26 protein-coding genes are annotated in these 19,252 nt (G+C 66.0%); 14 read left to right on the top strand and 12 right to left on the bottom strand.

What is annotated here, in order from left to right; all coding sequences use genetic code 11:
• Positions 1–181 precede the first annotated feature (181 nt).
• Entirely contained in the window at positions 182–769 is a 588-nt protein-coding gene (locus tag ACZ60G_RS25930) for a chloramphenicol phosphotransferase CPT family protein (protein WP_465813067.1), read from the top strand.
• A gap of 31 nt (positions 770–800) precedes the next feature.
• On the opposite strand, the gene ACZ60G_RS25925 is transcribed toward ACZ60G_RS25930, so the two are convergent.
• The 3 genes from ACZ60G_RS25925 to ACZ60G_RS25915 all read right to left on the bottom strand — a co-directional run bounded on the left by ACZ60G_RS25925 (position 801) and on the right by ACZ60G_RS25915 (position 2,346).
• A complete protein-coding gene (locus ACZ60G_RS25925; RefSeq protein ID WP_465813065.1) occupies positions 801–1,217 on the bottom strand; it encodes an ElyC/SanA/YdcF family protein in 417 nt (138 codons plus the stop codon).
• Between the two features lie 262 nt (positions 1,218–1,479).
• Entirely contained in the window at positions 1,480–1,704 is a 225-nt protein-coding gene (locus ACZ60G_RS25920; RefSeq protein ID WP_387287862.1) for a hypothetical protein, read from the bottom strand.
• 237 nt (positions 1,705–1,941) lie between these two features.
• Positions 1,942–2,346 (bottom strand): peptidase inhibitor family I36 protein, encoded by a 405-nt coding sequence (locus ACZ60G_RS25915; RefSeq protein WP_465813063.1) that lies wholly within the window; start codon positions 2,344–2,346, stop codon positions 1,942–1,944.
• 282 nt (positions 2,347–2,628) lie between these two features.
• Here ACZ60G_RS25915 and ACZ60G_RS25910 point away from each other — a divergent pair, with 282 nt between their 5' ends.
• On the top strand, positions 2,629–3,447 hold the full coding sequence (locus ACZ60G_RS25910) for a patatin-like phospholipase family protein (protein WP_465813061.1): 819 nt from the start codon (positions 2,629–2,631) through the stop codon (positions 3,445–3,447).
• A gap of 84 nt (positions 3,448–3,531) precedes the next feature.
• Here the strand turns inward: ACZ60G_RS25910 and ACZ60G_RS25905 are convergent, their stop codons facing one another.
• Complete coding sequence (locus ACZ60G_RS25905; RefSeq protein WP_465813060.1) at positions 3,532–4,005, bottom strand: nuclear transport factor 2 family protein; 474 nt, start codon at positions 4,003–4,005, stop codon at positions 3,532–3,534.
• A gap of 121 nt (positions 4,006–4,126) precedes the next feature.
• Between ACZ60G_RS25905 and ACZ60G_RS25900 the strand changes: the two genes are divergently transcribed.
• The gene (locus tag ACZ60G_RS25900) at positions 4,127–4,693 is read left to right on the top strand and encodes a hypothetical protein (RefSeq protein WP_465813058.1); all 567 of its coding nucleotides are present in this window, start codon (positions 4,127–4,129) and stop codon (positions 4,691–4,693) included.
• Here the strand turns inward: ACZ60G_RS25900 and ACZ60G_RS25895 are convergent.
• Complete coding sequence (locus tag ACZ60G_RS25895; RefSeq protein ID WP_465813056.1) at positions 4,683–5,021, bottom strand: hypothetical protein; 339 nt, start codon at positions 5,019–5,021, stop codon at positions 4,683–4,685. The two genes, ACZ60G_RS25900 and ACZ60G_RS25895, sit on opposite strands and share 11 nt — an antisense overlap.
• A gap of 193 nt (positions 5,022–5,214) precedes the next feature.
• Here ACZ60G_RS25895 and helR point away from each other — a divergent pair, with 193 nt between their 5' ends.
• Positions 5,215–7,425, top strand: coding sequence for an RNA polymerase recycling motor ATPase HelR (gene helR, locus ACZ60G_RS25890; RefSeq protein ID WP_465813054.1), 2,211 nt, complete (start codon positions 5,215–5,217; stop codon positions 7,423–7,425).
• 55 nt (positions 7,426–7,480) lie between these two features.
• Here the strand turns inward: helR and ACZ60G_RS25885 are convergent, their stop codons facing one another.
• A complete protein-coding gene (locus ACZ60G_RS25885; protein ID WP_465813053.1) occupies positions 7,481–8,011 on the bottom strand; it encodes an anthrone oxygenase family protein in 531 nt (176 codons plus the stop codon).
• 85 nt (positions 8,012–8,096) lie between these two features.
• On the opposite strand from ACZ60G_RS25885, the gene ACZ60G_RS25880 reads away from it, so the two are divergent.
• Entirely contained in the window at positions 8,097–8,666 is a 570-nt protein-coding gene (locus ACZ60G_RS25880) for a TetR/AcrR family transcriptional regulator (RefSeq protein WP_465813051.1), read from the top strand.
• Between the two features lie 191 nt (positions 8,667–8,857).
• Here the strand turns inward: ACZ60G_RS25880 and ACZ60G_RS25875 are convergent, their stop codons facing one another.
• On the bottom strand, positions 8,858–9,340 hold the full coding sequence (locus tag ACZ60G_RS25875) for a hypothetical protein (protein ID WP_465813049.1): 483 nt from the start codon (positions 9,338–9,340) through the stop codon (positions 8,858–8,860).
• A 163-nt stretch (positions 9,341–9,503) separates the two neighbouring features.
• Here ACZ60G_RS25875 and ACZ60G_RS25870 point away from each other — a divergent pair, with 163 nt between their 5' ends.
• On the top strand, positions 9,504–9,830 hold the full coding sequence (locus tag ACZ60G_RS25870) for a response regulator transcription factor (protein ID WP_465813384.1): 327 nt from the start codon (positions 9,504–9,506) through the stop codon (positions 9,828–9,830).
• Here the strand turns inward: ACZ60G_RS25870 and ACZ60G_RS25865 are convergent.
• Positions 9,806–10,522 carry an oxygen-binding di-iron domain-containing protein gene (locus ACZ60G_RS25865; RefSeq protein WP_465813048.1) on the bottom strand — a complete coding sequence of 239 codons (717 nt, stop codon included), beginning with the start codon at positions 10,520–10,522 and terminating at the stop codon, positions 9,806–9,808. The two genes, ACZ60G_RS25870 and ACZ60G_RS25865, sit on opposite strands and share 25 nt — an antisense overlap.
• Before the next feature lie 132 nt (positions 10,523–10,654).
• Positions 10,655–10,801 carry a hypothetical protein gene (locus ACZ60G_RS25860; protein ID WP_465813046.1) on the bottom strand — a complete coding sequence of 49 codons (147 nt, stop codon included), beginning with the start codon at positions 10,799–10,801 and terminating at the stop codon, positions 10,655–10,657.
• Positions 10,802–10,992: 191 nt separating this feature from the next.
• On the opposite strand from ACZ60G_RS25860, the gene ACZ60G_RS25855 reads away from it, so the two are divergent.
• The 4 genes from ACZ60G_RS25855 (at position 10,993) to ACZ60G_RS25840 (ending at position 13,996) form a co-directional block, all read left to right on the top strand.
• The gene (locus tag ACZ60G_RS25855) at positions 10,993–11,475 is read left to right on the top strand and encodes a GNAT family N-acetyltransferase (RefSeq protein ID WP_465813044.1); all 483 of its coding nucleotides are present in this window, start codon (positions 10,993–10,995) and stop codon (positions 11,473–11,475) included.
• A 247-nt stretch (positions 11,476–11,722) separates the two neighbouring features.
• The gene (locus ACZ60G_RS25850; RefSeq protein ID WP_465813382.1) at positions 11,723–12,196 is read left to right on the top strand and encodes a GtrA family protein; all 474 of its coding nucleotides are present in this window, start codon (positions 11,723–11,725) and stop codon (positions 12,194–12,196) included.
• Positions 12,197–12,266: 70 nt separating this feature from the next.
• A complete protein-coding gene (locus tag ACZ60G_RS25845) occupies positions 12,267–13,169 on the top strand; it encodes an alpha/beta fold hydrolase (RefSeq protein WP_465813043.1) in 903 nt (300 codons plus the stop codon).
• A 65-nt stretch (positions 13,170–13,234) separates the two neighbouring features.
• The gene (locus tag ACZ60G_RS25840; RefSeq protein WP_465813041.1) at positions 13,235–13,996 is read left to right on the top strand and encodes a MerR family transcriptional regulator; all 762 of its coding nucleotides are present in this window, start codon (positions 13,235–13,237) and stop codon (positions 13,994–13,996) included.
• A gap of 20 nt (positions 13,997–14,016) precedes the next feature.
• On the opposite strand, the gene ACZ60G_RS25835 is transcribed toward ACZ60G_RS25840, so the two are convergent.
• Positions 14,017–14,625 (bottom strand): TetR/AcrR family transcriptional regulator, encoded by a 609-nt coding sequence (locus ACZ60G_RS25835; RefSeq protein ID WP_465813040.1) that lies wholly within the window; start codon positions 14,623–14,625, stop codon positions 14,017–14,019.
• 72 nt (positions 14,626–14,697) lie between these two features.
• On the opposite strand from ACZ60G_RS25835, the gene ACZ60G_RS25830 reads away from it, so the two are divergent.
• Together ACZ60G_RS25830 and ACZ60G_RS25825 are read left to right on the top strand one after the other, a co-directional pair.
• Positions 14,698–15,279: a TIGR03086 family metal-binding protein gene (locus tag ACZ60G_RS25830; RefSeq protein ID WP_465813038.1), complete on the top strand. Its 582-nt coding sequence runs from the start codon at positions 14,698–14,700 to the stop codon at positions 15,277–15,279.
• A 231-nt stretch (positions 15,280–15,510) separates the two neighbouring features.
• Entirely contained in the window at positions 15,511–16,716 is a 1,206-nt protein-coding gene (locus tag ACZ60G_RS25825; RefSeq protein WP_465813036.1) for a glycoside hydrolase family 76 protein, read from the top strand.
• A gap of 18 nt (positions 16,717–16,734) precedes the next feature.
• Here ACZ60G_RS25825 and ACZ60G_RS25820 read toward each other — a convergent pair whose 3' ends face one another.
• Positions 16,735–17,337: a TetR/AcrR family transcriptional regulator gene (locus ACZ60G_RS25820; protein WP_465813035.1), complete on the bottom strand. Its 603-nt coding sequence runs from the start codon at positions 17,335–17,337 to the stop codon at positions 16,735–16,737.
• A gap of 26 nt (positions 17,338–17,363) precedes the next feature.
• Between ACZ60G_RS25820 and ACZ60G_RS25815 the strand changes: the two genes are divergently transcribed.
• Positions 17,364–18,104 carry an SDR family oxidoreductase gene (locus tag ACZ60G_RS25815; RefSeq protein ID WP_465813033.1) on the top strand — a complete coding sequence of 247 codons (741 nt, stop codon included), beginning with the start codon at positions 17,364–17,366 and terminating at the stop codon, positions 18,102–18,104.
• Between the two features lie 26 nt (positions 18,105–18,130).
• Here the strand turns inward: ACZ60G_RS25815 and ACZ60G_RS25810 are convergent, their stop codons facing one another.
• Entirely contained in the window at positions 18,131–18,739 is a 609-nt protein-coding gene (locus ACZ60G_RS25810) for a TetR/AcrR family transcriptional regulator (RefSeq protein ID WP_465813031.1), read from the bottom strand.
• Positions 18,740–18,804: 65 nt separating this feature from the next.
• Between ACZ60G_RS25810 and ACZ60G_RS25805 the strand changes: the two genes are divergently transcribed.
• Positions 18,805–19,212, top strand: a complete 408-nt coding sequence (locus tag ACZ60G_RS25805) for a PaaI family thioesterase (RefSeq protein WP_465813029.1) — start codon at positions 18,805–18,807, stop codon at positions 19,210–19,212.
• The last annotated feature ends 40 nt before the right edge of the window (positions 19,213–19,252 follow it).

Here is a 19,252-nt window from a genome sequence, read left to right as displayed (position 1 = left end):
GCTTGGGGCAAAAGGCCGACTTCCACGAGGCGGTTCGGCAGCGACTGCCCGTGTCGGCGATGCGCGCGAGCGACTTTCCCCTGCCCTTCGCGGCCAATCTTCAGAACGGACGGCCACCAGAAATCGCTCGGATCATCCGAAGTACACGAGGTGCGGTAGCCGAGTAAATGCAAGGAGTGGTATGCGGAGCGTTGAACTCCCCAGTCGAGTCATCTTCCTCAACGGAACATCGAGCGCGGGCAAGACCACCTTGGCCCGGGCAATCCAGGACGAGAGCGACATTCCGTTTGTCTACTGGGGAATCGACACCCTGTTCGGCTTGGTGCCGCCGAATTGGGGCGGTGGACGCGGCGGCCCGCTCAGCCGTGACGGATTCTGGTACGACCGCACTGGCGGCCGCGACGCGGATGACCATCCGTTGGTGGTCATCCGTTATGGCCGTGTCGGACTGCGGATGCTGCGGTCCGCATGCGTCGCGGCTGCTGAGTTCGCCCATGGCGGTGATCATCTGGTCATAGACGAGATGCTGCTGACCCCGGATCTGCTGCCGATGTGGCTGGATGCGCTGGCCGGACTGGACGTCCAGCTGGTCCGCGTCACGTGTCCGCTGGCCGTAGCGGAACAGCGAGAACTGGCTCGCGGCAACGAAATCGGGTTGGCGCGGGGACATCTCCGCACGGTTCACGACCACGGCTTCACCTACGACACGATTGTCGACACGACCACGGGAACGCCCGCCCAACTCGCCAGAGCCGTACTGCTCTCGTGAATCCTGAAGTGCCGCTCGGCCGGCACGTGGGTCACCGTGTACGGTCGCGAGCTTCCTTCCACAGGCCGTAGAGGGCCAGTACTGGTTTTGCCGCCATCCACTCACCGAACCGATAATCCGCTCCCCGCACCAGACGTGACGCCAGCTCCGGGCGTTGCTGGGCGAGATATTGTCGCCCCTTCTCGGCGTGCAGGGGAATCGAGACGATCTTGATCCGGTCGCTGTCCTTCAGATACGGGATCGCGAAACTGATGTTTTCCCAGGTGGTCCGGCTCTGATCTTCCAGGACGAGCTCGCCGCTGTATCCGCACGTCTCCGTGGCGTAGCGGGCCATCAGGGCTGCCTCGGATTGCGGACCCGCGCAAGCCCCTCCACAGAGCACGAGTCGACTGCTGACCGCGGTCGGGTCGATGGACCGCAGACCGGCTCGCACGCGCCACCGGTTCATGATGTTCGCGCGTGTGCCCGCGTTGCGATAGCCGAGAACCACGATGGGGCCTCGGAGGCGCCCGTGACCGATCCCACGAGCCGGTGGGAAGCGCGCCAGTTCTCCCACTCGCCCCACAGCAGCACGAGCACGAGACCGGTAACCGAAAGCCAAGTCCGTTTCCGCACGAATTCAGCCAAGCACACGCTTCTCGAAAAGCCGGTTCGCGACATGGCTTTTCACCGGTATCTCTTGCTGCATCCCCGAGGCAGTTCGCCGACGATCAACGCCGCAATTCACCGGCGTAGCGACCAGGGCAGGTTTCCGGGAACCTGCGGTGCAGCCGGTCGATGAATCGCTGTATGGCGCGCAATTCAACCACTAATTCTTCGCGGGATGCCGGGTGCAGGCGGTGGGCGTGTCCGAGTTCACGAATCAGCGTCTCGGCCCGATTCGTCAGTATTTCCAAGAAGACCTGTGCTTGGGCAAGGTCGGGATCTTCGTGCATCTGTGAGGCCGTCCTGTGGGCGTCGCATGGTTCCAGGTGCGTCCCGGCGGTCGCGGCCCTCGACAGCGTGGGAATCGGACTGATGCTATCCCGCTACAACACACTCCGTGATGACTTCGTACCCCTTGATCGTGAGTCTTTATCCAGCCGACGGGAATTCGTGAGGATGCCACCTGTGAAATGGGTATGTGAGTGCGACGTTCCCGGGGGCACTACGCACTCACATACAGGCGAGGTTCAGCGGCACATCTCCACCGCGTCGGCCTTGTTGTCCGCGCTGGATGGCAGGGTGCCCCGAGCGTTGTCCGCGACGGAGGCGAGCAGTTGCCAGCGCTCGCCCGTCCAGTTGTACACCGCCACGGTTACCCCGGTGCGGTTCCAGTACGAGGTCAAACGGTCGCCGACGCCGCCATTGCCGATGTCGTGCAGAAAACAGCCCGCGTCGTACTGAAAGAGCATGCTGCCCGTGCCATTGGCACCGTCCCAGCCGCAGAACATTCCGCCCGGGCAGTCGTAGCTCGGTGACGCGGATGCCGGGGCGGCCGAGATCATCGTGCCACCCGCGACAGTGCCGAGTGTCAGCACGGCCGCGGCGATCGGGACCAGACGGCGAACGGCGTTGGCGCGGTGGTTGATTTTCATGGTGATGTCCTTCGTGAGAATCGGTGTCGGCTCTTCCGACGGCTTGACACCAACTCTGTGCGGACTCACCAACGACCGACCAACGACCGGCTAATCGGGCAGCTCAGCCCCTGAGTGCGAGGCCGATAAGGCGCGGCAATTCCGTTGCTGTGCCGAGCGAGACTTGTCCGTCGGGTAGCTGCGCGGCGCCTGCTGTGATGACTGCGAAACACCTTGGCCTGCATATTTTCTCAGGAAAATCACCACTCTTGCTGTGATCGTTCGACTGTATAGGGTGGTTGCATGCGAACTGGGGAGATCAGGGCTGTCGTGCTGGGGCCGGGTGGTGTGGTCGGCACTGCTTGGCTGATCGGGTTCCTGCACGGTCTGCGCCGAGCAGGCATTGATCTCGCCGATGCCGACACGATTGTCGGTACCTCGGCCGGTGCCATCGCGGCGGTCGTGCTGACCTCCGGGCGGGATCTCGCCGATCTGGCTACCCGTGCGGCGCAGCCGGAATCCGGACCGCCCAGGGGCGATTCGGAGGTGGTAGGCCAGGCGATGGCGTTGGCGCGGGCCGCGGGCGATGAGCCGGAGGAAAGGCGCCGGGCCGAACTGCGCAGGCAGATCGGCCGTCTTGCGATGGCCGCGGCTGCGGGACCGGCACGCGTGCACGTCGACCGGATGCGTGACCTGGTCGGTGCGAGTTCTTGGTCGCATGGCGGGCTGCGCATTCCCGTCATCGATGTCGAGACCGGTGAGCCGGTGGTCTTCACCTCGGCCGACGGGTTGGCGCCGTATCTGGCCGCGGCGGCGAGCTCCGCCGTGCCTGGCCTTACCACTCCTGTCGAGATCAATGGCAGGCACTATCTGGATGGGGGATTCCGTAACGGCATCAACGCCGACCTCGTCACCGGTGCCGACACGCTGGTAGTCATCGAGCCCCTCGGTCATCTTTTCCCAACCAGTGTGGCAAATGCTGAGGCGCACATCGTGCCCGATGAGGCGAGCAGCGCAGCTTTGGGCACCGACTTCGCCGACCGTACCCGGTGGGCGGCCTGTTTCGAGGCCGGCTCGGCCCAGGCCGCTCACGTGGCCTCAGCGATCCTCGATGTCTGGTAGCGCTCGTGGCGGGAAGCCGCAGGGCGAAATGTTCTCGGTGCGTTGATCTTTGTATGGCCGCTTCGGACAGAGCGATGTGCGGAATTATGGTGCGCTCGAGCCGCTTTGAGCGCGCTCGGGTAGCTGTGTGTCGAATGCCTGGGCGACGGCGAGGCTGTCCTCGTAGACGTGATGGCGGGTGACGAGGCCGTCTTCGATGGTGAGGTGCAGCGCGAAACGGGAGCGATAGGGGCGTCCGGTGGGGCGGGCGGTCTGGCGAATTTCGCCGAGCACCACCGCATCCGGGCCGTCGACAAGGATGCGTTCGATCACGGTGCCGACCTGCTCGGGCACGTGGTGGCGAGCGATCTCGCGAAAATGCTCGGCCGCGTCGGCGCGTGTGGCACGGTGCCGGATCCACGGGGTGGCAGGTCGGTTGTGCTCGTTCTCCGGCCAATTCAGCTTCCAGTCGCTGACCGGGGCGTAGAGCGCGGCGGTGGCGTCCGGATCGCCCGCACCGATCCGGCGCAGCAACTCTTCGACGACGGTGCGGGTGGTGGTCGTCCCGAGATCGTTCATACCTGCCACCATGCCCGCACCGATGTGGCCCGTCGATTACCTCCGACGTAATACCGTTGGCCTGTTGTGCCGCACAGGCTCTCGTGTATCGACAGCGCGGAGGTACTTCTACAATCCGTGCGTGACGCTTACCCTCGCCGACCTGGTCGGCTACACCGACTGCGGCCTCGACACCGACCTGGCGCGTTGGTTCCCCGCTACCGAAGCCGTCCAGCTTCCCGAGCAGACCCGACCGGTGGAACCGTTTCTCACGCGCCTGGCTCCTGCGGACGCAGCGGCGCTGGCCGCGTTCGACCGCCGGGTGCGGTCAGGCCTGCTGCCGCAGTTCTTGGACATCTTCGACTGGTCCTACGGGTTCGATTTCGCCGGAAACGACTGCGGCATCATCGATTCGGACTACACGACCGAGGTGACCGACGACGATGTCTACTCGATCGGTGTGGACGGCGGCGGCAATCTGTATGTCGTACTCACCAACGGCCAAGTGGCCGTGTGGTTCCACGAGGAGGAGGTGCTCGAAGGCGGCACCCGCTTCGACAACCTCGACGTCTTCCTCTGGTCGTTCGTGCGCTACCGCGCGGTGCGCGCTGGAAAACTCGACCGCTCGGCCGTAGAAGCAGACTTCCTGGCGCTCGGCCAGGACGGCGCACTCGAACCGGAACTCGGCCTGCTGAAATTCATGAAGTAGGACGCCTTCGCAGCACTCGATGCAGGGGCGAGGTATCGGGCTCAGAAATCCATTCCGGCCCGACGACGTCGAGTAGGCGCAAGCGGTGCAGGGGTTCGGCAGCCGCGCCGCAGAGCCGGCCGGTGTCGGTCAGCGTGCGCCACAGGGCGGTTCCGGCGTCGCAATAGAGGTGCGGGGGGATCGACGTAACCGTGCTCCAGCCAGGCGAGATCGTCGAGAGGCCGACGGCTACTGGCCGCGTGGCACCGAATGGCTCGAGCATGCGGACTGCCGCGTCCAGGGCGTGGTCTGGCAACGCGACCAGGACGGCGAGGATTTTGTCCGTCATAGCGGACCGACGAATGGAAGGAGACTCCCTTCCATATTCAATCTATAGCGCACCCGGGGGCTTGCGGCAAGACCCCGGTCGTACCGCAGAATCACTGGCCGAAGCCAGAACCTGCGGAAATGGGAGTCGCGAATTGCGTGTGTTGCTGTCGACGTATGGGGCGAGCCCGTCGAGCCGAGAAAGGGAGGGACATATGGCGACCCAGGGGTACGAAGACGAATTGCAGTCCGAGCGAGACTACGTGGCCGGGCTTTACACGCGGCTCGACGCCGAACGCGCGCGCGTGAAGGGAAAGTACACCGCGGCGTTGCGGGGAACCGGCGGAACACCCATGGAACGCGATGTCGAGGTGCGCACACTGGCCAGGGAGGCGAAGCGGCTGGACGTGGCCGACAACGGGCTGTGTTTCGGCAGGTTGGACACCGTTTCGGGCGAACATTCCTACATCGGCCGGATCGGCATCTTCGACGAGGAGAACGAGTACGAGCCGCTGTTGCTCGATTGGCGGGCTCCGGCGTCGCGGGCGTTCTATGTCGCCACTGCCGCGACCCCCGAGAACATGCGCCGACGCCGCCAGTTCCACACGCACGGACGTCGAGTTGTCGATTTCACCGACGAGGTGCTCGGCCGTCCGAGTGATGGCGAGCGTGGGGACGCGGCCTTGCTCGCGGCGGTCAATGCGCCACGCGGTGCGGGGATGCGCGACATCGTGGCGACGATCCAGGCCGAACAGGACCGGATCATCCGGCTCGATCACCCGGGTGTGCTGGTGATCGAGGGCGGACCGGGCACCGGGAAGACGGTGGTGGCGCTGCACCGCGTCGCATACCTGCTCTATACCCAGCGGGAGCGGATGGAACGCCACGGTGTGCTCGTGGTCGGGCCGAATCCGGCGTTCCTCAACCACATCGGCCGCGTGCTGCCGTCGCTGGGCGAGACGAATGTCGTGTTCATGACCACTGGCGATCTGCTGCCCGGTTTGCGCGTCACCGCCGAGGACACCCCGGATGCCGCGCGGCTCAAGGGCTCGCTGAAGATCCTGGACGTGCTCGCGGCGGCCATCGCCGATCGTCAGCGGGTGCCGGCGCATCCGGTGCCGATCGAACTGCAAGACGTCATGGTGCGGATCGACACCGAGACCGCGGAGTGGGCGAGGGAGGAGGCCCGCGCGAGCGGACTGCCGCACAACGAGGCCCGCGCGGTGTTCAGCGAGATCGTCACCTACGTGCTCACCGAACGGGCGATCGGCCGGATCGGTCGTGGCTGGCTGACCAGGAAGGACCGCGAAGCATGGGAGAACCTGCGGACCGACCTGCTCGCCGAACTCGCCGACAACGACCAGTTCACCGCCGCACTCGACGAACTCTGGCCGATAATGACACCGGAAACCTTTCTGGCACAGCTGTATTCGTCCTCTGACCGCTTGCGTGCGGCTGGTGCCGACCAGTCCCTGTGGCGCGCCGACGGCGAAGCCTGGACGGTGTCGGACGTGCCGCTGCTCGACGAGCTGGTCGATCTGCTCGGCCGCGACAAGGCGGCCGACGAGGCCGCCGCGCGCGCCGTCGAGCAGGAACGCAAAGCCCAGGCCGAGTACGCCGAGGGCGTGTTCGACACTCTCATCGAGCGCGAGGACCTGAACGACGACATCGGCCTGCTCGCCCAGGACATGCTCTACGCCGAGGACCTCGCCGAGCGCTTCCTCGAGCGTGATACCCGTGAACTCGTCGAACGCGCTGCCGCGGACCGGGATTGGACTTATCGACACGTCGTGGTCGATGAAGCCCAGGAGCTGTCCGAGATGGACTGGCGGGTCCTGATGCGGCGCTGCCCGGGCCGATCCTTCACGGTGGTAGGCGATCTCGCGCAACGCAGGTCGGTGGCCGGAGCGACATCGTGGGACACGATGTTCGAACCGTACGTGCCCGGCCGCTGGGTCTATCGGTCGCTGTCGGTGAATTACCGCACCCCGGCGGAGATCATGAGCGTCGCCGCCGCGGTGCTTGCCGAGTTCGCGCCGGGAGTCCAGCCACCGGAGTCGGTCCGCGCGTGCGGCGTCCAGCCGTGGTCCAGGCAGGTGTCCGCGGACGAATTGCCCGATGCCATAGCGGAATTCGTCCGCGACGAAGCCGGTCGCGAAGGCACCAGCATCGTGATCGGGCCCCCGGGTGTGCCGGGCACTGTGCCTGCCTCGGAGACGAAGGGCCTGGAATTCGACGCCGTCCTGGTTGTGGAGCCGGAACGAATCCTCGCCGAGGGGCCACGTGGCGCAGCCGAACTTTATGTCGCCCTGACCCGCGCCACCCAGCGCCTCGGTGTCCTGCACCAGGGCCCTCTACCGCAGGCCTTGACCGGACTCGCCGAAATCGGCGGTCTCGCCGAGGCGGGTAATCGAGGGTTGGCCTAACGATTCGTGTGCGGCCCCGGACGCGATACCGGGGCCGCCGCCGACGGCGGTGTCGTCACCGGGTCGTTGCGGCGACCTCAGCCGGGGCTTCATCGGCGGCGGAGCGGGGGCGCGTGACGTCGTCGCGGGGCGGGGTGGATCCGACGACGACGGTGATCACGAGGATGAATGCGATCAGTGCGCAGCCGGTTCGGGTGAAATGGAACAGTTCCCAACGTCGCAGGATGTCGGCGTAGTCGCTGGGGGGCGTGCCTACCGCCCAGCGTTTGATCTGCTGGTTGATCGGCACGTTTCCGAAGCGGGTCACCAGGAATGAGATGAACGTCAGCGCTGAGGCGCCCGCCGCGATCCACCGCGATGATGACTTCGACCGCACCGCCAGGATCAGCGTGCTCAGGACGGCGAGACCCATCAGTGACTGCATCACCGGGCCGTTGACGCGCATCAGCGCGGTATGAAAAGTGAACCGAACATCAAGGGGCACTTCGCGAAACGCGTACAGCACGTTCACCGCGCCGTAGCCGAACGCACCGGCGAGCAGGCCGGGGAACAGCAGCGCCGCGGCCCGGACGGATTTCGACAACATCGGAACTCCCATCTCATATCGCAACATCAAGTTGCGATATTGTCAGCATGCCTGCCGTAAGCTGATATCGCAACAAGGAGTTGCAATGACCGCACCCCTCGGACGCGGACCGAAGGTTCGTGCCGCCGTGCTCGCCGCGACCGTCGACGAGTTGAGCGAGCACGGGTACGCCGCATTCACCGTCGAGAACGTCGCCCAGCGCGTCGGTGTGCACAAGACCACCGTCTACCGGCGCTGGGCCGACCGGGACGAACTGATCGCCGATGCACTGGCCGACAGCGTCGAAGCGGAAATCCCCATCCCCGACACGGGTTCGGTCGAGGACGACCTGCGCGCGCTGGCGCGCAGTCTGGTCGCGTGGATCAGCAGCCCGTCCGGCCGGGCGGTCCTCGCTGTCATGCTGTCCAACGCCGCGCCGCCCGATCCGACGCGCCATGCCTTCCGCGACCGCATCCGCAAGGCGCTCCCGGTCGTGACGCGCGCGGTCGAACGCGGTGAACTCCCCGCTGGCACAAACCCCGTCGAGCTGATCAAAACTCTTGTGGCGCCGATCTATTTCCGCGTGCTGATCACCCGTGAGCCAGTGGACGACAGCACCGCCGACGCGGCCGCGGCGGTGGCTCTGGCCGCGGCGCGCGCCGGTTTGTTCGGCTGAGCCTCGTGCGACAAATCGGACTTCCGATCTGGATGCGCCAACCGCCTTTCCATGGCAGAAGGACCCCGAAAAATCGGTAGCCCACACCATCGCATGGGTAAATGCCGAGCTGATGAAGAACGCCACTGAGATCGGCCAGTTGCGGCTATTGCGGTCAGCTCGAAACATCGGATGAGGCAGGCGGATTCACCTCACTCGCGCTCGGCTCCATCCGGCCAAACGATCTCCACCGGCACGTCACGGGCTCGCGCCAGCGCGACCACCGTGCCGGTCCCGCCAGCGCTACCAGCCTCGCCATCCCATACCGCGAGGAGCCGATCGCAGGATGACAGCACGGCTTCGTTGGCGGCCTCGTAGGCTTCGCGCCCGGCGTCGTCGAAGTCCATGACGCGCACGGTATCGGCGCGTGCGATCAGCTCGTCGAACAGCACCGCGTGGTCGGGTTTCACCTTCCGCTGTCGATAATTCGTCGACGGCAGCACTACTTCCAACCGTCCACCGGCATCGAGCACGGCCCGGGCGAATACCGAGTCAGCGCCGCGCGCAATGCAGCTGACACCCACCAGATCGTCGGGGTCTCCCTGTCTGGCGAGGACTTTCCTGATCTCGTCGTACACGAACGCGACGGTGTCGGCAGCGATGTTCATATGTCCGGTGACGCCGATGCGAGCCATGGGAACTTTCTATACCGCCAATCGCTGACGGATGGCCCGAAAGACGCATGCTGTCGTGCCATGGGTCGCCAATGGAATCTTCTCGGGTCAGTAGTGCGGCGCGTAGCCTTCGACGCGGATGAGTACATAGCCTGCGGGACCGGGGGACCCCGCCGAACACAAGATCACTCCGCGTGAGCTCGCGGTCCTGACTCTGCTATGTGATGGGCTGACCGCTCGCGCCATCGGCACCAGACTCGCGATCACCCAAGCGACCGTGTCCAAGCACACCGAGAACATCTACCGCAAACTCGGTGTGCGCGATCGCATCTCGGCGCTGCGTAAAGCGCACAGTCTCGGCCTCGTCCGCCCGGGTCAGCCCGCGGCCCGCACTGCGGCGGTGCTGAGATCGTCGATGTCCGCCATCGGCATTCTCAGATGCCCTGAGCTGCACGGAAACATCTGCGGCCGTGAGCTTCCGGGCGATCAGGAGTCCAAGCGGTCCTGGTAGACCGTAGCGAGATTGCGCAGCGCAGTGGCCCCGTCTCCGATGAAGCTGGAACCGTGCATGATCGCCAGCGTGGTGGGTTCCAACTCCGCCAGCCGATTCAGAGTGGCGGGCACGGCGGGCCCCAACGAGGTGGCGTGGAACACGTCCTCCGCGACGGCCGCCTGCTCGACCAGGTCGGAATCGGTCAGTGCCGGGCCACTTCCCAGCTGGGTCATCAGGTCACCGCAGAACAGCACGCCGGTGGTCTCCTCGTACAGCACGCGCGCCTCCCAGTTGTGCGGTGCGTGCGGAGTATCCAGATGCCGTACTCGACGGTCACCGAGATCGATGACCTCACCGTCGGCCAACCGACGCGGCAGCCGATCCGCCATATCGTCGATCGAGACGAGGCAGCCGAGCTCGCCGTGCGCCACCTGCGCATGCGGTGCGGCAGCGAGGAAGAGATTCATCGCTCCGCATTCGTCGGCTTCCACATGACCGAAGGTGATCCAGCGCAATCGTTCCACCGGCATGATCCGCGCGATTTCCGCGGACACCAGCGGAAACAACGCACGCATACCGGCGTGGAACAACAACGGTTCCTCGGCATCGACAAGGAACTGGTTGAAGGTGAAGCCCGTCGGCCCGACCTCGGGAATGAAGGTAGAGATGCGGTAGATATCTTCGGCGATCTCGTCGGTATGGGTTTCCATGAAACCTCCCTACTTGTGCCGTCTCCGCCATTCTGCTCGCCAACGGGCGCCCGCACCCCGAATTCGCAGGCTCCTACCGATCTTGTCGGCTCGGATGACGTGGTGTATTCATCGGGGGATCAGACAACGACGTCATAGGTCACGTGGGTCGCCGTCGACGTCGGGGTCACGCTGCGTTGCACCGGCGAGTGCCGAGCCGATGGTGGCGCCGCCGCCCATGAGGACGACGTCGAGGTCCTCGCCGCTGTCCGACGACGCCTTCTCCGCGCGATTACGCACGGCGGTGACGGCGATCCTCGGGGTCGTCGGAGAAGGCCCAAGTGTGCAGGTTGGAATCGACGCCGGAATCCACCTGCCTGGCCACGATGTTCCGACGTCGATGCCACCAGATAATTCGGTGGGCCCTCTGCTGGATATCGTCGGCAGACCCGCGGCATTTGCGGCAGCACAAGCGGACACGAGGGGGTGACGTGATAGATGTGCAGGTGCTCGGACCCGACGACTGGCCGATATGGCGTCGGCTCCGCCGACAGGCTCTGCGGGACGCACCGGAGGCGTTCGGGTCGACACTCGCCGACTGGAGTGGTCGCGGCGACGACGAAGCGCGGTGGCGTGCGCGGTTGGCCGACGTTGCGTTCAATGTGATCATCCGCTGGCGCGGAGTTGCGGCGGGCATGGTCAGTGCCGACACGGTGGACACCGGCACGGTCGAACTCATGTCGATGTGGGTCGCGCCGTTCGCCCGCGGCCGAGGTGTCGGCGACGCAGCGATCCGTGCAGTGCTGCACTGGGCAAACGGCCGAGAGGTCGGCCTGTCGGTCAAAGTCGGCAATCTGGCCGCAATCCGCCTTTATCGACGTCACGGATTCGCCGATGTGGGTTGTTCACCTGGCGATACCGCCAGCGGGCGCATGCTGAAGCCGGCAAGTAGGGTCCCGCCCGATACATGGTGATGGGCCCGCTTCTGGCCGGGAACCTCGCGCTGCCGGCCTGCGGCGAGGAATTCCTCGTGGCTCCAGTTCTCGGTACGGGCGTGTGTCAGTGGGCGTGTCAGGTTGGCGTCAGGTCGGCATCAGCCGGGCTGGCGACAGTGTTCACGTGAACAGCACAGCAATTGCAGCTTCCGGGTTGTGGAAGGCGTACGGGGACAAGACGATCCTCGATGGCATCGATCTGACTATCGATGCTGGCCACTACCCGATGCTGCGTACGGAATGGCTCGACCGACTCGCCCGCGTGATGCGGTATCTGGGCGGTGATCACGCCTTCGCCCAGCTGATCCGCTTCGCCCTGGTCGGCGGGTCCAGCAACGTTGCCTACATCCTGCTGTTCATGGCCATGAACGGGATCGGCCCGCTGGTCGCCAATATCGGCGGCTCGATCGTCAGCACGGTGATCGCGAACGAACTGCACCGGCAACTCACCTTCCACGCGGCCGGACGGGTCGGCTGGTTCACCGCACAGTGGGAAGGCGGCGGGCTGGCGCTGATCGGCCTGTTGATCAGCACCGCAGCGCTGGCCGGTCTCGAATTCTGGGCACCCGGCCTCGGTGAGATCGCACAGATCTGCGCGGTGATCGCCATCCTGGCGGCGGTCGGCGTTATGCGCTTTCTGGCACTGCGCGGCTTCGTCTTCGAGCACAGGCCATCCGATCTGTCGCAGGCAGCGCGTTGATCAGCACGTTTCGGGTACTGCGGCGGAAGGGATTGACCCTGACCCTGCGTCAGGGGTGGAGTCTTGTCACATGACGAATGACATCACTTCCGCGACTCGGCTCGCTCCGCCGATCGGCGGGTTCCAGGAAATCGACGGCCGCCGTGTTTTCGCGCATCGGTCGGGCAGCGGCAGACCGGCCGTCGTGTTCCTGCCCGGCGCGAGCGCGGTCGGCCTGGACTACTTCGGTGTCCAGCAACAGGTTTCGCAATTCACCACCGCTGTGGTCTACGACCGTGGCGGCACGGGCTACAGCGATTCCCTGGCCCTGCCCCGCACTGCCGCCGCGGTCGCCACGGAACTGCGTGAGCTGCTGCGCGCCCAGAACATCACTGCTCCCTACGTTCTGGCGGCACACTCCCTCGGCGGCTTCTACGCGCATCGGTTCGCGCAGTTGTACCCGCAGGACGTGGCGGGACTGGTCTGCTTGGACGTCCTGCACCGGAACTGGGACGACTTCATGCCTCCCACAGCGAGTCTGGCCGCGATCGAGCAGATGGGACCTGATCCGGAGCAGCTCCGAAAGATGCGCCCGGCCCTGCGCGAGATGCACGCCGAGTTGCTCGCGGACTACCCGGAGCACATACGGCAACCACTGATCGATGCCAAGGTGAGCGACGAATGGATGCGGGTCGGCATCGCCGAGCGTGCCACCTTGGCCGACCTCGCCAGCGAACTGCGAGCGGGGCCGAGCCTGCCTGACGTCCCGGTGGTCGCACTCACCGTGGTGGGCAGCGACCCTACCCAGCAGGCGCTGACCTCGCCGGAAATGAACGACGCCAAGACGAGAATGGACGCGGCCCTGGTGAGCGGGGTCTCGCACGGGGAACAACGCATCCTCTCCGACACCCTCCACCACCGGCTCTGCTTCGACCGCCCCGATGCCGCTGTCCAGGCGATCCGCGACGTCGTGGCCCGGGTGGCGCCCTACTGAGTTCACCCACCCCACCGACTCCGCAAGTTCCGCCGACGTGCCATCCCCCTAGACTCGGCACAACCATGCCCGACGACGACAGGGGAACGGTGCTGACCATCGGCCGGCTCGCGGCGACCGCGGGCGTGACCGTGCGCGCCGTTCGCCACTACCACCACGTCGGCCTGTTGCCCGAGCCCGAGCGCGATGCCTCCGGCTACCGCCGCTACAGCGCGCAAGCCGCGGTGGACCTCATCCGGATCAGGACCCTGGCCGACGCCGGTGTTCCGCTGGCCCGTATCGATGCGTTGCTCCATGCACAGCCGATCGAGTTCGCCGCGGCCATCACCGACATCGACGTTGAATTGCAGCGCAAGATCGACCAGCTCACCGAATACCGCAGCCGCATCGCCGATTTGGCAAGCGGTGAAAGGCTTGTTCTGCCTCCGGAGGTGGTCGCCATCCTGAACCGGATGCGTAGTCTCGGCGTCAGCGAACAGAGGGTTCGACTCGAGCGCGACTCGTGGATCCTGCTGCAGGCGCTGGACCCGCAGGCCATGCCGCAGCGGATACGGGACAAGACCGCAGGCCTCGACGACCCCGAGACCACGCGCCTGTACCTCGCCTGCGATCGAGCAGTTGACTGGGATCCGCACGATCCACGTCTGGACCGGCTCATCGACGACCTGGACGCATGGGAGATCGAACACGAACGAGACAGCAGCCGACCAGAGAGCCTGCAGCTGATCTCTTCCCGGATCTCCGAGGCGTCATCGGCATGGCAACGCATCATCGATGGGCTCGCTCACCGCGCCGAGCGGCGCCGAACCGCCGGGCAGCACAGCTGAAGTCGGCACCGTGGTCGAAGCTATGGTGACGGAGGCAGTCCGGCCGCGTTGCGCATGGCCGCGCGGCCACGTTGGGCGGCGGATTCGTCGTCGAGCAGCTGGATTTCCTGGTTGACCGCCATGGAGATGCCGATGAGCACGGTGGCGATCTCGTCGGGGCGGCGCTGCGAAGCGGACGTTTCGTCTTGTGCCGCAGCGATTTCGGCGGTGAGAAAGGTGCGCCAGTCGGCAACGACGTCACGCAGCCGGTCCCGCAACATTCCAGGCCGCCCATCGAGTTCGGTCGACGCCGCGGTGACGAAACACCCTCCGGGAAAAGGGCATTCGGCCAGGTAATCGATCCAGGCATCGATCAGTCGTTCCAGGCGGGCGGCGCCGGGAGGCATCGCCGTCAAAGGGGTGAGGACTGCTGTCCGAAAGATTTGGCCGGCCTGTTCGAGTGCGGCGTTCTGCAGGTTTTCGCGAGATCCGAAGGGGCCGATGACACCTGCCTTGCTCATGGCGAGCCGCTCGGCGAGTAACCCGATCGTGAGACCTTCCAAACCGATGCACGACGCCTCCTCGGCCGCGGTCCGCACGATTCGATCCCGGGTGCGGGCCGCTTCGGCGAATGAGCTGCGTGGAGACATCAACCCATCATAGCGTCCGATCGTTCGCTATGTTTATAGCGAACGATTGAACGCTAACAAGAGAGTGTGCTGATGAGTGATCTGCTACGACTCGACGCGACGGCCTTGGCGCTGATCGCACACGATGTGGCCACTGTTTCCGATGCAGACCTGGACGCGCCGACGCCGTGTGCGGGCTGGACCGTCGCGGACCTTGTGCGTCACATGAACGAACGCCATGAGGCTGTCATCGCGTCCATCTTCGCGCCGATCGACGACCACGCCGACAATCCCCGCGACGATTTCGCGCGTACAGCCGCACGGTGGGTGGTCGCGATGGAACAGACCGGCGATGTCGTGAACCTGCCGCAGCGCGGCCCGATGGCAACGGACACAGTGCTGTCGGTCCATTTCGTCGACATGCTCGTGCACCGCTGGGACCTGTCCCGTGCGCTGTGCCGCCCCTGCCCGGTCCCCGACCGTCTCACCGCGCTCGCATTGCCGATTGCTCAGTCGATCACCGCGCCGGGTAGTTCGCTCAACGGCCCGGATGGCGTCTATCGGCCCCCGGTGGAGCCGGACCGACCGCTGCCCGTACTGGACGTCATCGCGGCCCTTCTCGGCCGTGATCCCCACTGGGAGCCCGATCGGAATACCGCCGACGGCCAGAAATAGCGCGCTCCACTGAAGCGGTTCGGAGATTGGAGATTTCAGGTCGCCGATGATGACGGCCTTGGCGAGGCCAACGGCGAAAACGGTGTTCTTCGATCTCGCGGCGGCGGCAGCCACGCTCGGCGCTTGACGGCAGCCCGTCGGCGCCGCGCGGTGGTGGTCGTTGCGAGATAGGGTGTAGCTGCGCGGTTTCCGGCTGCGGGGAACGTTGTTCAGTAAAGGGAGTCCGAGCGGATGGATCGCCGGAACAAGGTGATCAGCCGGCGCGGTGTGTTGTTGGCGGGCGGAGCCTCGATCGCGCTCACCGCAATGGCGCAGCCGAGGCAGGCGGGGACGATCACGCGGAAGGTGTCAGCCGACCCCGAGGAGCCCGGGAAGCGGGCTGACCTGGCGGAACAGGCGATCGTGCAGCGGCACGTGCGCGCGCTCTGGGGGCAGTCGGGAATGCGGTTGGGCGCGCTCGTCTGGCCGGCGTCCTTGCTGGACCAGTCGTTCGTGCGATGGTGTTACTGGTGGCAAGCCCACCTTCTCGACTGCGCGGTGGACGCCGCGTACCGCACCCGCACTCCCGAACGCATCGACCGGGTCGTCGCCCTCGCACGCGGTATTCTGACCCGCAATCTCACCGGCTGGACCAACCGGTACTACGACGATATGTCGTGGCTGGTGCTGGCGCTCGAACGCGCCGACCGGCTGCTCGGTATCCGGTTCGGCGACGCCATCGGGGACTTGCGGGCCGCCTTGATCGAAGGCTGGAACCCGGTCGTCGGTGCGGTGCCCTGGCGGTCCGGCGACGATTTCTACAACACCCCGGCGATCGGTCCGACCGGTATCGCTATGGCGCGTTTGGGCGAATTGTCCCGTGCCCGGCAACTCGCCGATTTCCTGTACACCCGATTACGCGACACCGACAGCGGCCTGATCCTCGACGGTGTCCATGAGCCCGGCGGGCGAGTGGACCGGACTGTTCGCACCTACAGCCAGGGCGTGACCATCGGGCTGGAAACCGAGTTGGCATTGCGCACAGGCGAATCGAGCCATCGCAGCCGCGTGGCAGCGCTCGTTGCCGCAACCGGGGGCCGGCTCACGGATGCCGGGGTGATCGCCGCGGCCTCCGGGAACGACTCGGGGCTGTTCATGGGTATCCTCGCCAGGTATCTCGCCGAAGCCGCACTGGCCTTGGACGACACCGCCGCGGCGAATATCGTGCACGCTTCCGCGCGGGCGGCTTGGGAAAATCGCGCCGAGGTAGACGGGCTACCCCTGTTCGGTCCGGACTGGACCCGCGCGGTCGCGGTGCCGGAGCCTCCGGGAACCCTTCCCCCGCTCACGCACTCGTCCGCCGCTTCCTCGGCGAACCTGAGCCGCGATCTCTCGGTACAGCTGAGCGGGTGGATGCTGCTCGAAGCGGATTACCAGCTCACCACCGCGGGACGCTGAGCCCACGGCATATTCGCCTCAGGGGCGGTGGGCGCGGAGACCGTCGACGAGGATCGACAGCAACCGCGGCCCCCGGGCGTCGAGTTCGGCGTCGTCCAGCCGCGACAACCAGCTGATGAGCACGATGACGTCGCGGGCTTCCGCGTCGGCGCGGACGCTGCCGGCCGAGCGACCGGCGGCCAGCAGCAGTTCCACCGCCTCACCGATCGGGCCGAGGCTGTGAGCGGCGAGGTCGCGCCACGTCGCTGCCTCCACGGCGGCGAACACATCGCGCTTGACCCGGGCGTAGGCCGCCACCCGGTCGAACCATGCCGCCAACGCATCCAGCGGCGGGTGAGTTGCCAGCAGCCGCGCAGCCGCGGCGACCAGCTCGTCCACATCACGGCGGTACACCTCGGCGAGGAGGTCCTCTCGTGTCGGGAAGTGCCGGTACAGCGTGCCCTGCCCGATACCGCAGGCCTTCGCGACCGCGTTGAGCTTGAGCTCTCCCGGCTCGTGCACGAGATCGCGTGCCGCTTGGAGGATGCGTTCGCGGTTGCGCTGTGCATCAGCACGCCGCGTTCCGCCGCTCTTGACAGAATCGGACACGTGTCCGCTAATGTCGTCGGTGTAACCGGACATGTGTCCACTCTAGGCGGAGGATCCTCATGACCATCAATGGCAAGGTCGTCACCATCACCGGCGCCAGCAGCGGAATCGGTGAAGCGACAGCTCGCCACCTCGCCTCACTCGGTGCGGCCGTCGTCCTCGGCGCCCGCCGCACCGACCGGCTGGACCGACTGGTTGCCGAGATCGAAACCGCAGGGGGCGAGGCGGTCGCCGCGCGCGTGGACGTCACCGACCCCGACGACGTCCAATCACTCGTCACCCTCGCCGTCGAGCACTTCGGCCGCTTGGACGTCTTGGTGGGCAACGCCGGGATCAGCAGGATCGGCCCCGTTGCCGACCTGGACGTCGTGGGCTGGTCGGCAATGGTCGACGTGAACGTCAAGGGAATTCTGCACGGGATCGCCGCGGCCCTGCCGGTATTCCGTCGGCAGGGCAGTGGCCACCTCGTCACGGTCGTGTCGACCTCCGGCCTGAAGATCGTCCCCACCCAGGCGGTGTACGCCGGGACGAAGAATGCGGTACGCACTCTTTTGGAGGGCCTGCGGCAGGAGAGCACCGACGGGGTTCTGCGCACGACGTCGATCTCCCCGGGCTACGTCCGCACCGAGCTCATCGACAACGCCGTCGACGATCCGGCCGTGCGCGAGCAGGCCAGGCAGAACATGGCCGACCTCGGTATCGACCCCACGGCGGTGGCCCGAGCGATCGCATTCGCGATCGACCAACCCGACGACGTCGAAATCGGAGACCTGACCATTCGACCGACCCGCCAAGGCTGAGTGACCGCTTCATGCCGGTCGTGTCATCAGACGGCGTCTCTGTTTTCTGCGGCAGGCATGCTTTTCAGCAGCGTGCGCACCATGGTGGGTACCTGGTCGTCGAGTTCTGTGGGTATCGGCCGGTCGGCTGTGAGATATCGCCGCACCGCGGCGTAGGGCAGGTCGACGATGGTGAGAACGATTGTTGCCGTGGACAATCCGGTTTCGGCGCGTATCGAGTGGACGAGTCCGCGGATGGCGGCATCCCACCGGGCTGTTTCGGCGGCGCGCTCCGCACGCGCGGTGGCAGGCCAATTCTGGGGAGCGAACTGGTGGACACCTGCGAGCAGAACCTGCGCGTCGAGCGGGCTGCTCCGGCACCACTGCACGATGTGGCCGGTGATCGCGGCGGCGGCCTCGATCGGATCGTCCTCGTCGAACAGGGCGTAGGCGTCGCGGTGCAGGTGTCCGATGGCCCTGTTCCATAGGGCAGCCAGCAGTGATGGCCGATCGGCGAAGCGATGGTAGACCGATCCGCTCGATGCACCGGATTCCCGGATCACCCCGGACATCGTGACGCCGGCCGGACCCTGCGTGGCCAGCAGTCGCGCAGCAGCGTCGAGGATCGCCGCGGTGTCGTGTACGAATCTCACCACGCTGTAGAGACTACTCTCCAGACATCGTTGTAGAGTGAAGTCTCTACAACGATGAGAGGCCAACCATGACCATCACCGCCGAAGACGTCTACCGACTCGCTCCGTTCGTCCGCACTCTCGGAGTGGAGTTCACCGAACTCACACCCGCCGCGGTCACTGCCCGCCTGACCCACACCGTCGAGCTGTCGACAACAGGGGGCGGCCTGCACGGCGGTGCCCTCATGGGGTTGGCCGATGCGGCTGCCGCGGTCTGTGCCGCCCTCAATTCCGCCCCGGGGGCGCTGCCCGCGACGACCGATTCGACGACGCATTTCCTGCGTCCGGTCCGCGGAGCGGCGCATGCGGTCGCCGCGCCGGTGCGCGTCGGCCGCACCGCGGTGGTGGTGGGTGTGCAAATCGCGGACGAGTCCGGCGAGCTGTGCGCCCAAGTGATCCAAACTGTGCAGACACGCGTTCCACACGCGGCCGCCTGAACCGAAAGATCAGCGATCGGCGCACCGATGCTCAGGAGCA

The organism is Nocardia sp. NPDC102475 (assembly GCF_055584605.1).
The sequence above is the reverse complement of the archived record's forward strand: the minus strand, read 5'-3'. Positions and strand labels throughout refer to the sequence as shown.

Bases quoted from the DNA above. Each gene is read 5' to 3' on its own strand.
- ACZ60G_RS25930 (WP_465813067.1), top strand. From the start codon at position 182: ATGCGGAGCGTTGAACTCCCCAGTCGAGTCATCTTCCTCAACGGAACA.
- ACZ60G_RS25925 (WP_465813065.1), bottom strand. From the start codon at position 1,217: ATGAACCGGTGGCGCGTGCGAGCCGGTCTGCGGTCCATCGACCCGACC.
- ACZ60G_RS25920 (WP_387287862.1), bottom strand. From the start codon at position 1,704: ATGCACGAAGATCCCGACCTTGCCCAAGCACAGGTCTTCTTGGAAATA.
- ACZ60G_RS25915 (WP_465813063.1), bottom strand. From the start codon at position 2,346: ATGAAAATCAACCACCGCGCCAACGCCGTTCGCCGTCTGGTCCCGATC.
- ACZ60G_RS25910 (WP_465813061.1), top strand. From the start codon at position 2,629: ATGCGAACTGGGGAGATCAGGGCTGTCGTGCTGGGGCCGGGTGGTGTG.
- ACZ60G_RS25905 (WP_465813060.1), bottom strand. From the start codon at position 4,005: ATGAACGATCTCGGGACGACCACCACCCGCACCGTCGTCGAAGAGTTG.
- ACZ60G_RS25895 (WP_465813056.1), bottom strand. From the start codon at position 5,021: ATGACGGACAAAATCCTCGCCGTCCTGGTCGCGTTGCCAGACCACGCC.
- helR (WP_465813054.1), top strand. From the start codon at position 5,215: ATGGCGACCCAGGGGTACGAAGACGAATTGCAGTCCGAGCGAGACTAC.
- ACZ60G_RS25885 (WP_465813053.1), bottom strand. From the start codon at position 8,011: ATGTTGTCGAAATCCGTCCGGGCCGCGGCGCTGCTGTTCCCCGGCCTG.
- ACZ60G_RS25880 (WP_465813051.1), top strand. From the start codon at position 8,097: ATGACCGCACCCCTCGGACGCGGACCGAAGGTTCGTGCCGCCGTGCTC.
- ACZ60G_RS25875 (WP_465813049.1), bottom strand. From the start codon at position 9,340: ATGGCTCGCATCGGCGTCACCGGACATATGAACATCGCTGCCGACACC.
- ACZ60G_RS25865 (WP_465813048.1), bottom strand. From the start codon at position 10,522: ATGGAAACCCATACCGACGAGATCGCCGAAGATATCTACCGCATCTCT.
- ACZ60G_RS25850 (WP_465813382.1), top strand. From the start codon at position 11,723: ATGCTGCGTACGGAATGGCTCGACCGACTCGCCCGCGTGATGCGGTAT.
- ACZ60G_RS25845 (WP_465813043.1), top strand. From the start codon at position 12,267: ATGACGAATGACATCACTTCCGCGACTCGGCTCGCTCCGCCGATCGGC.
- ACZ60G_RS25840 (WP_465813041.1), top strand. From the start codon at position 13,235: ATGCCCGACGACGACAGGGGAACGGTGCTGACCATCGGCCGGCTCGCG.
- ACZ60G_RS25835 (WP_465813040.1), bottom strand. From the start codon at position 14,625: ATGTCTCCACGCAGCTCATTCGCCGAAGCGGCCCGCACCCGGGATCGA.
- ACZ60G_RS25830 (WP_465813038.1), top strand. From the start codon at position 14,698: ATGAGTGATCTGCTACGACTCGACGCGACGGCCTTGGCGCTGATCGCA.
- ACZ60G_RS25825 (WP_465813036.1), top strand. From the start codon at position 15,511: ATGGATCGCCGGAACAAGGTGATCAGCCGGCGCGGTGTGTTGTTGGCG.
- ACZ60G_RS25820 (WP_465813035.1), bottom strand. From the start codon at position 17,337: ATGTCCGGTTACACCGACGACATTAGCGGACACGTGTCCGATTCTGTC.
- ACZ60G_RS25815 (WP_465813033.1), top strand. From the start codon at position 17,364: ATGACCATCAATGGCAAGGTCGTCACCATCACCGGCGCCAGCAGCGGA.
- ACZ60G_RS25805 (WP_465813029.1), top strand. From the start codon at position 18,805: ATGACCATCACCGCCGAAGACGTCTACCGACTCGCTCCGTTCGTCCGC.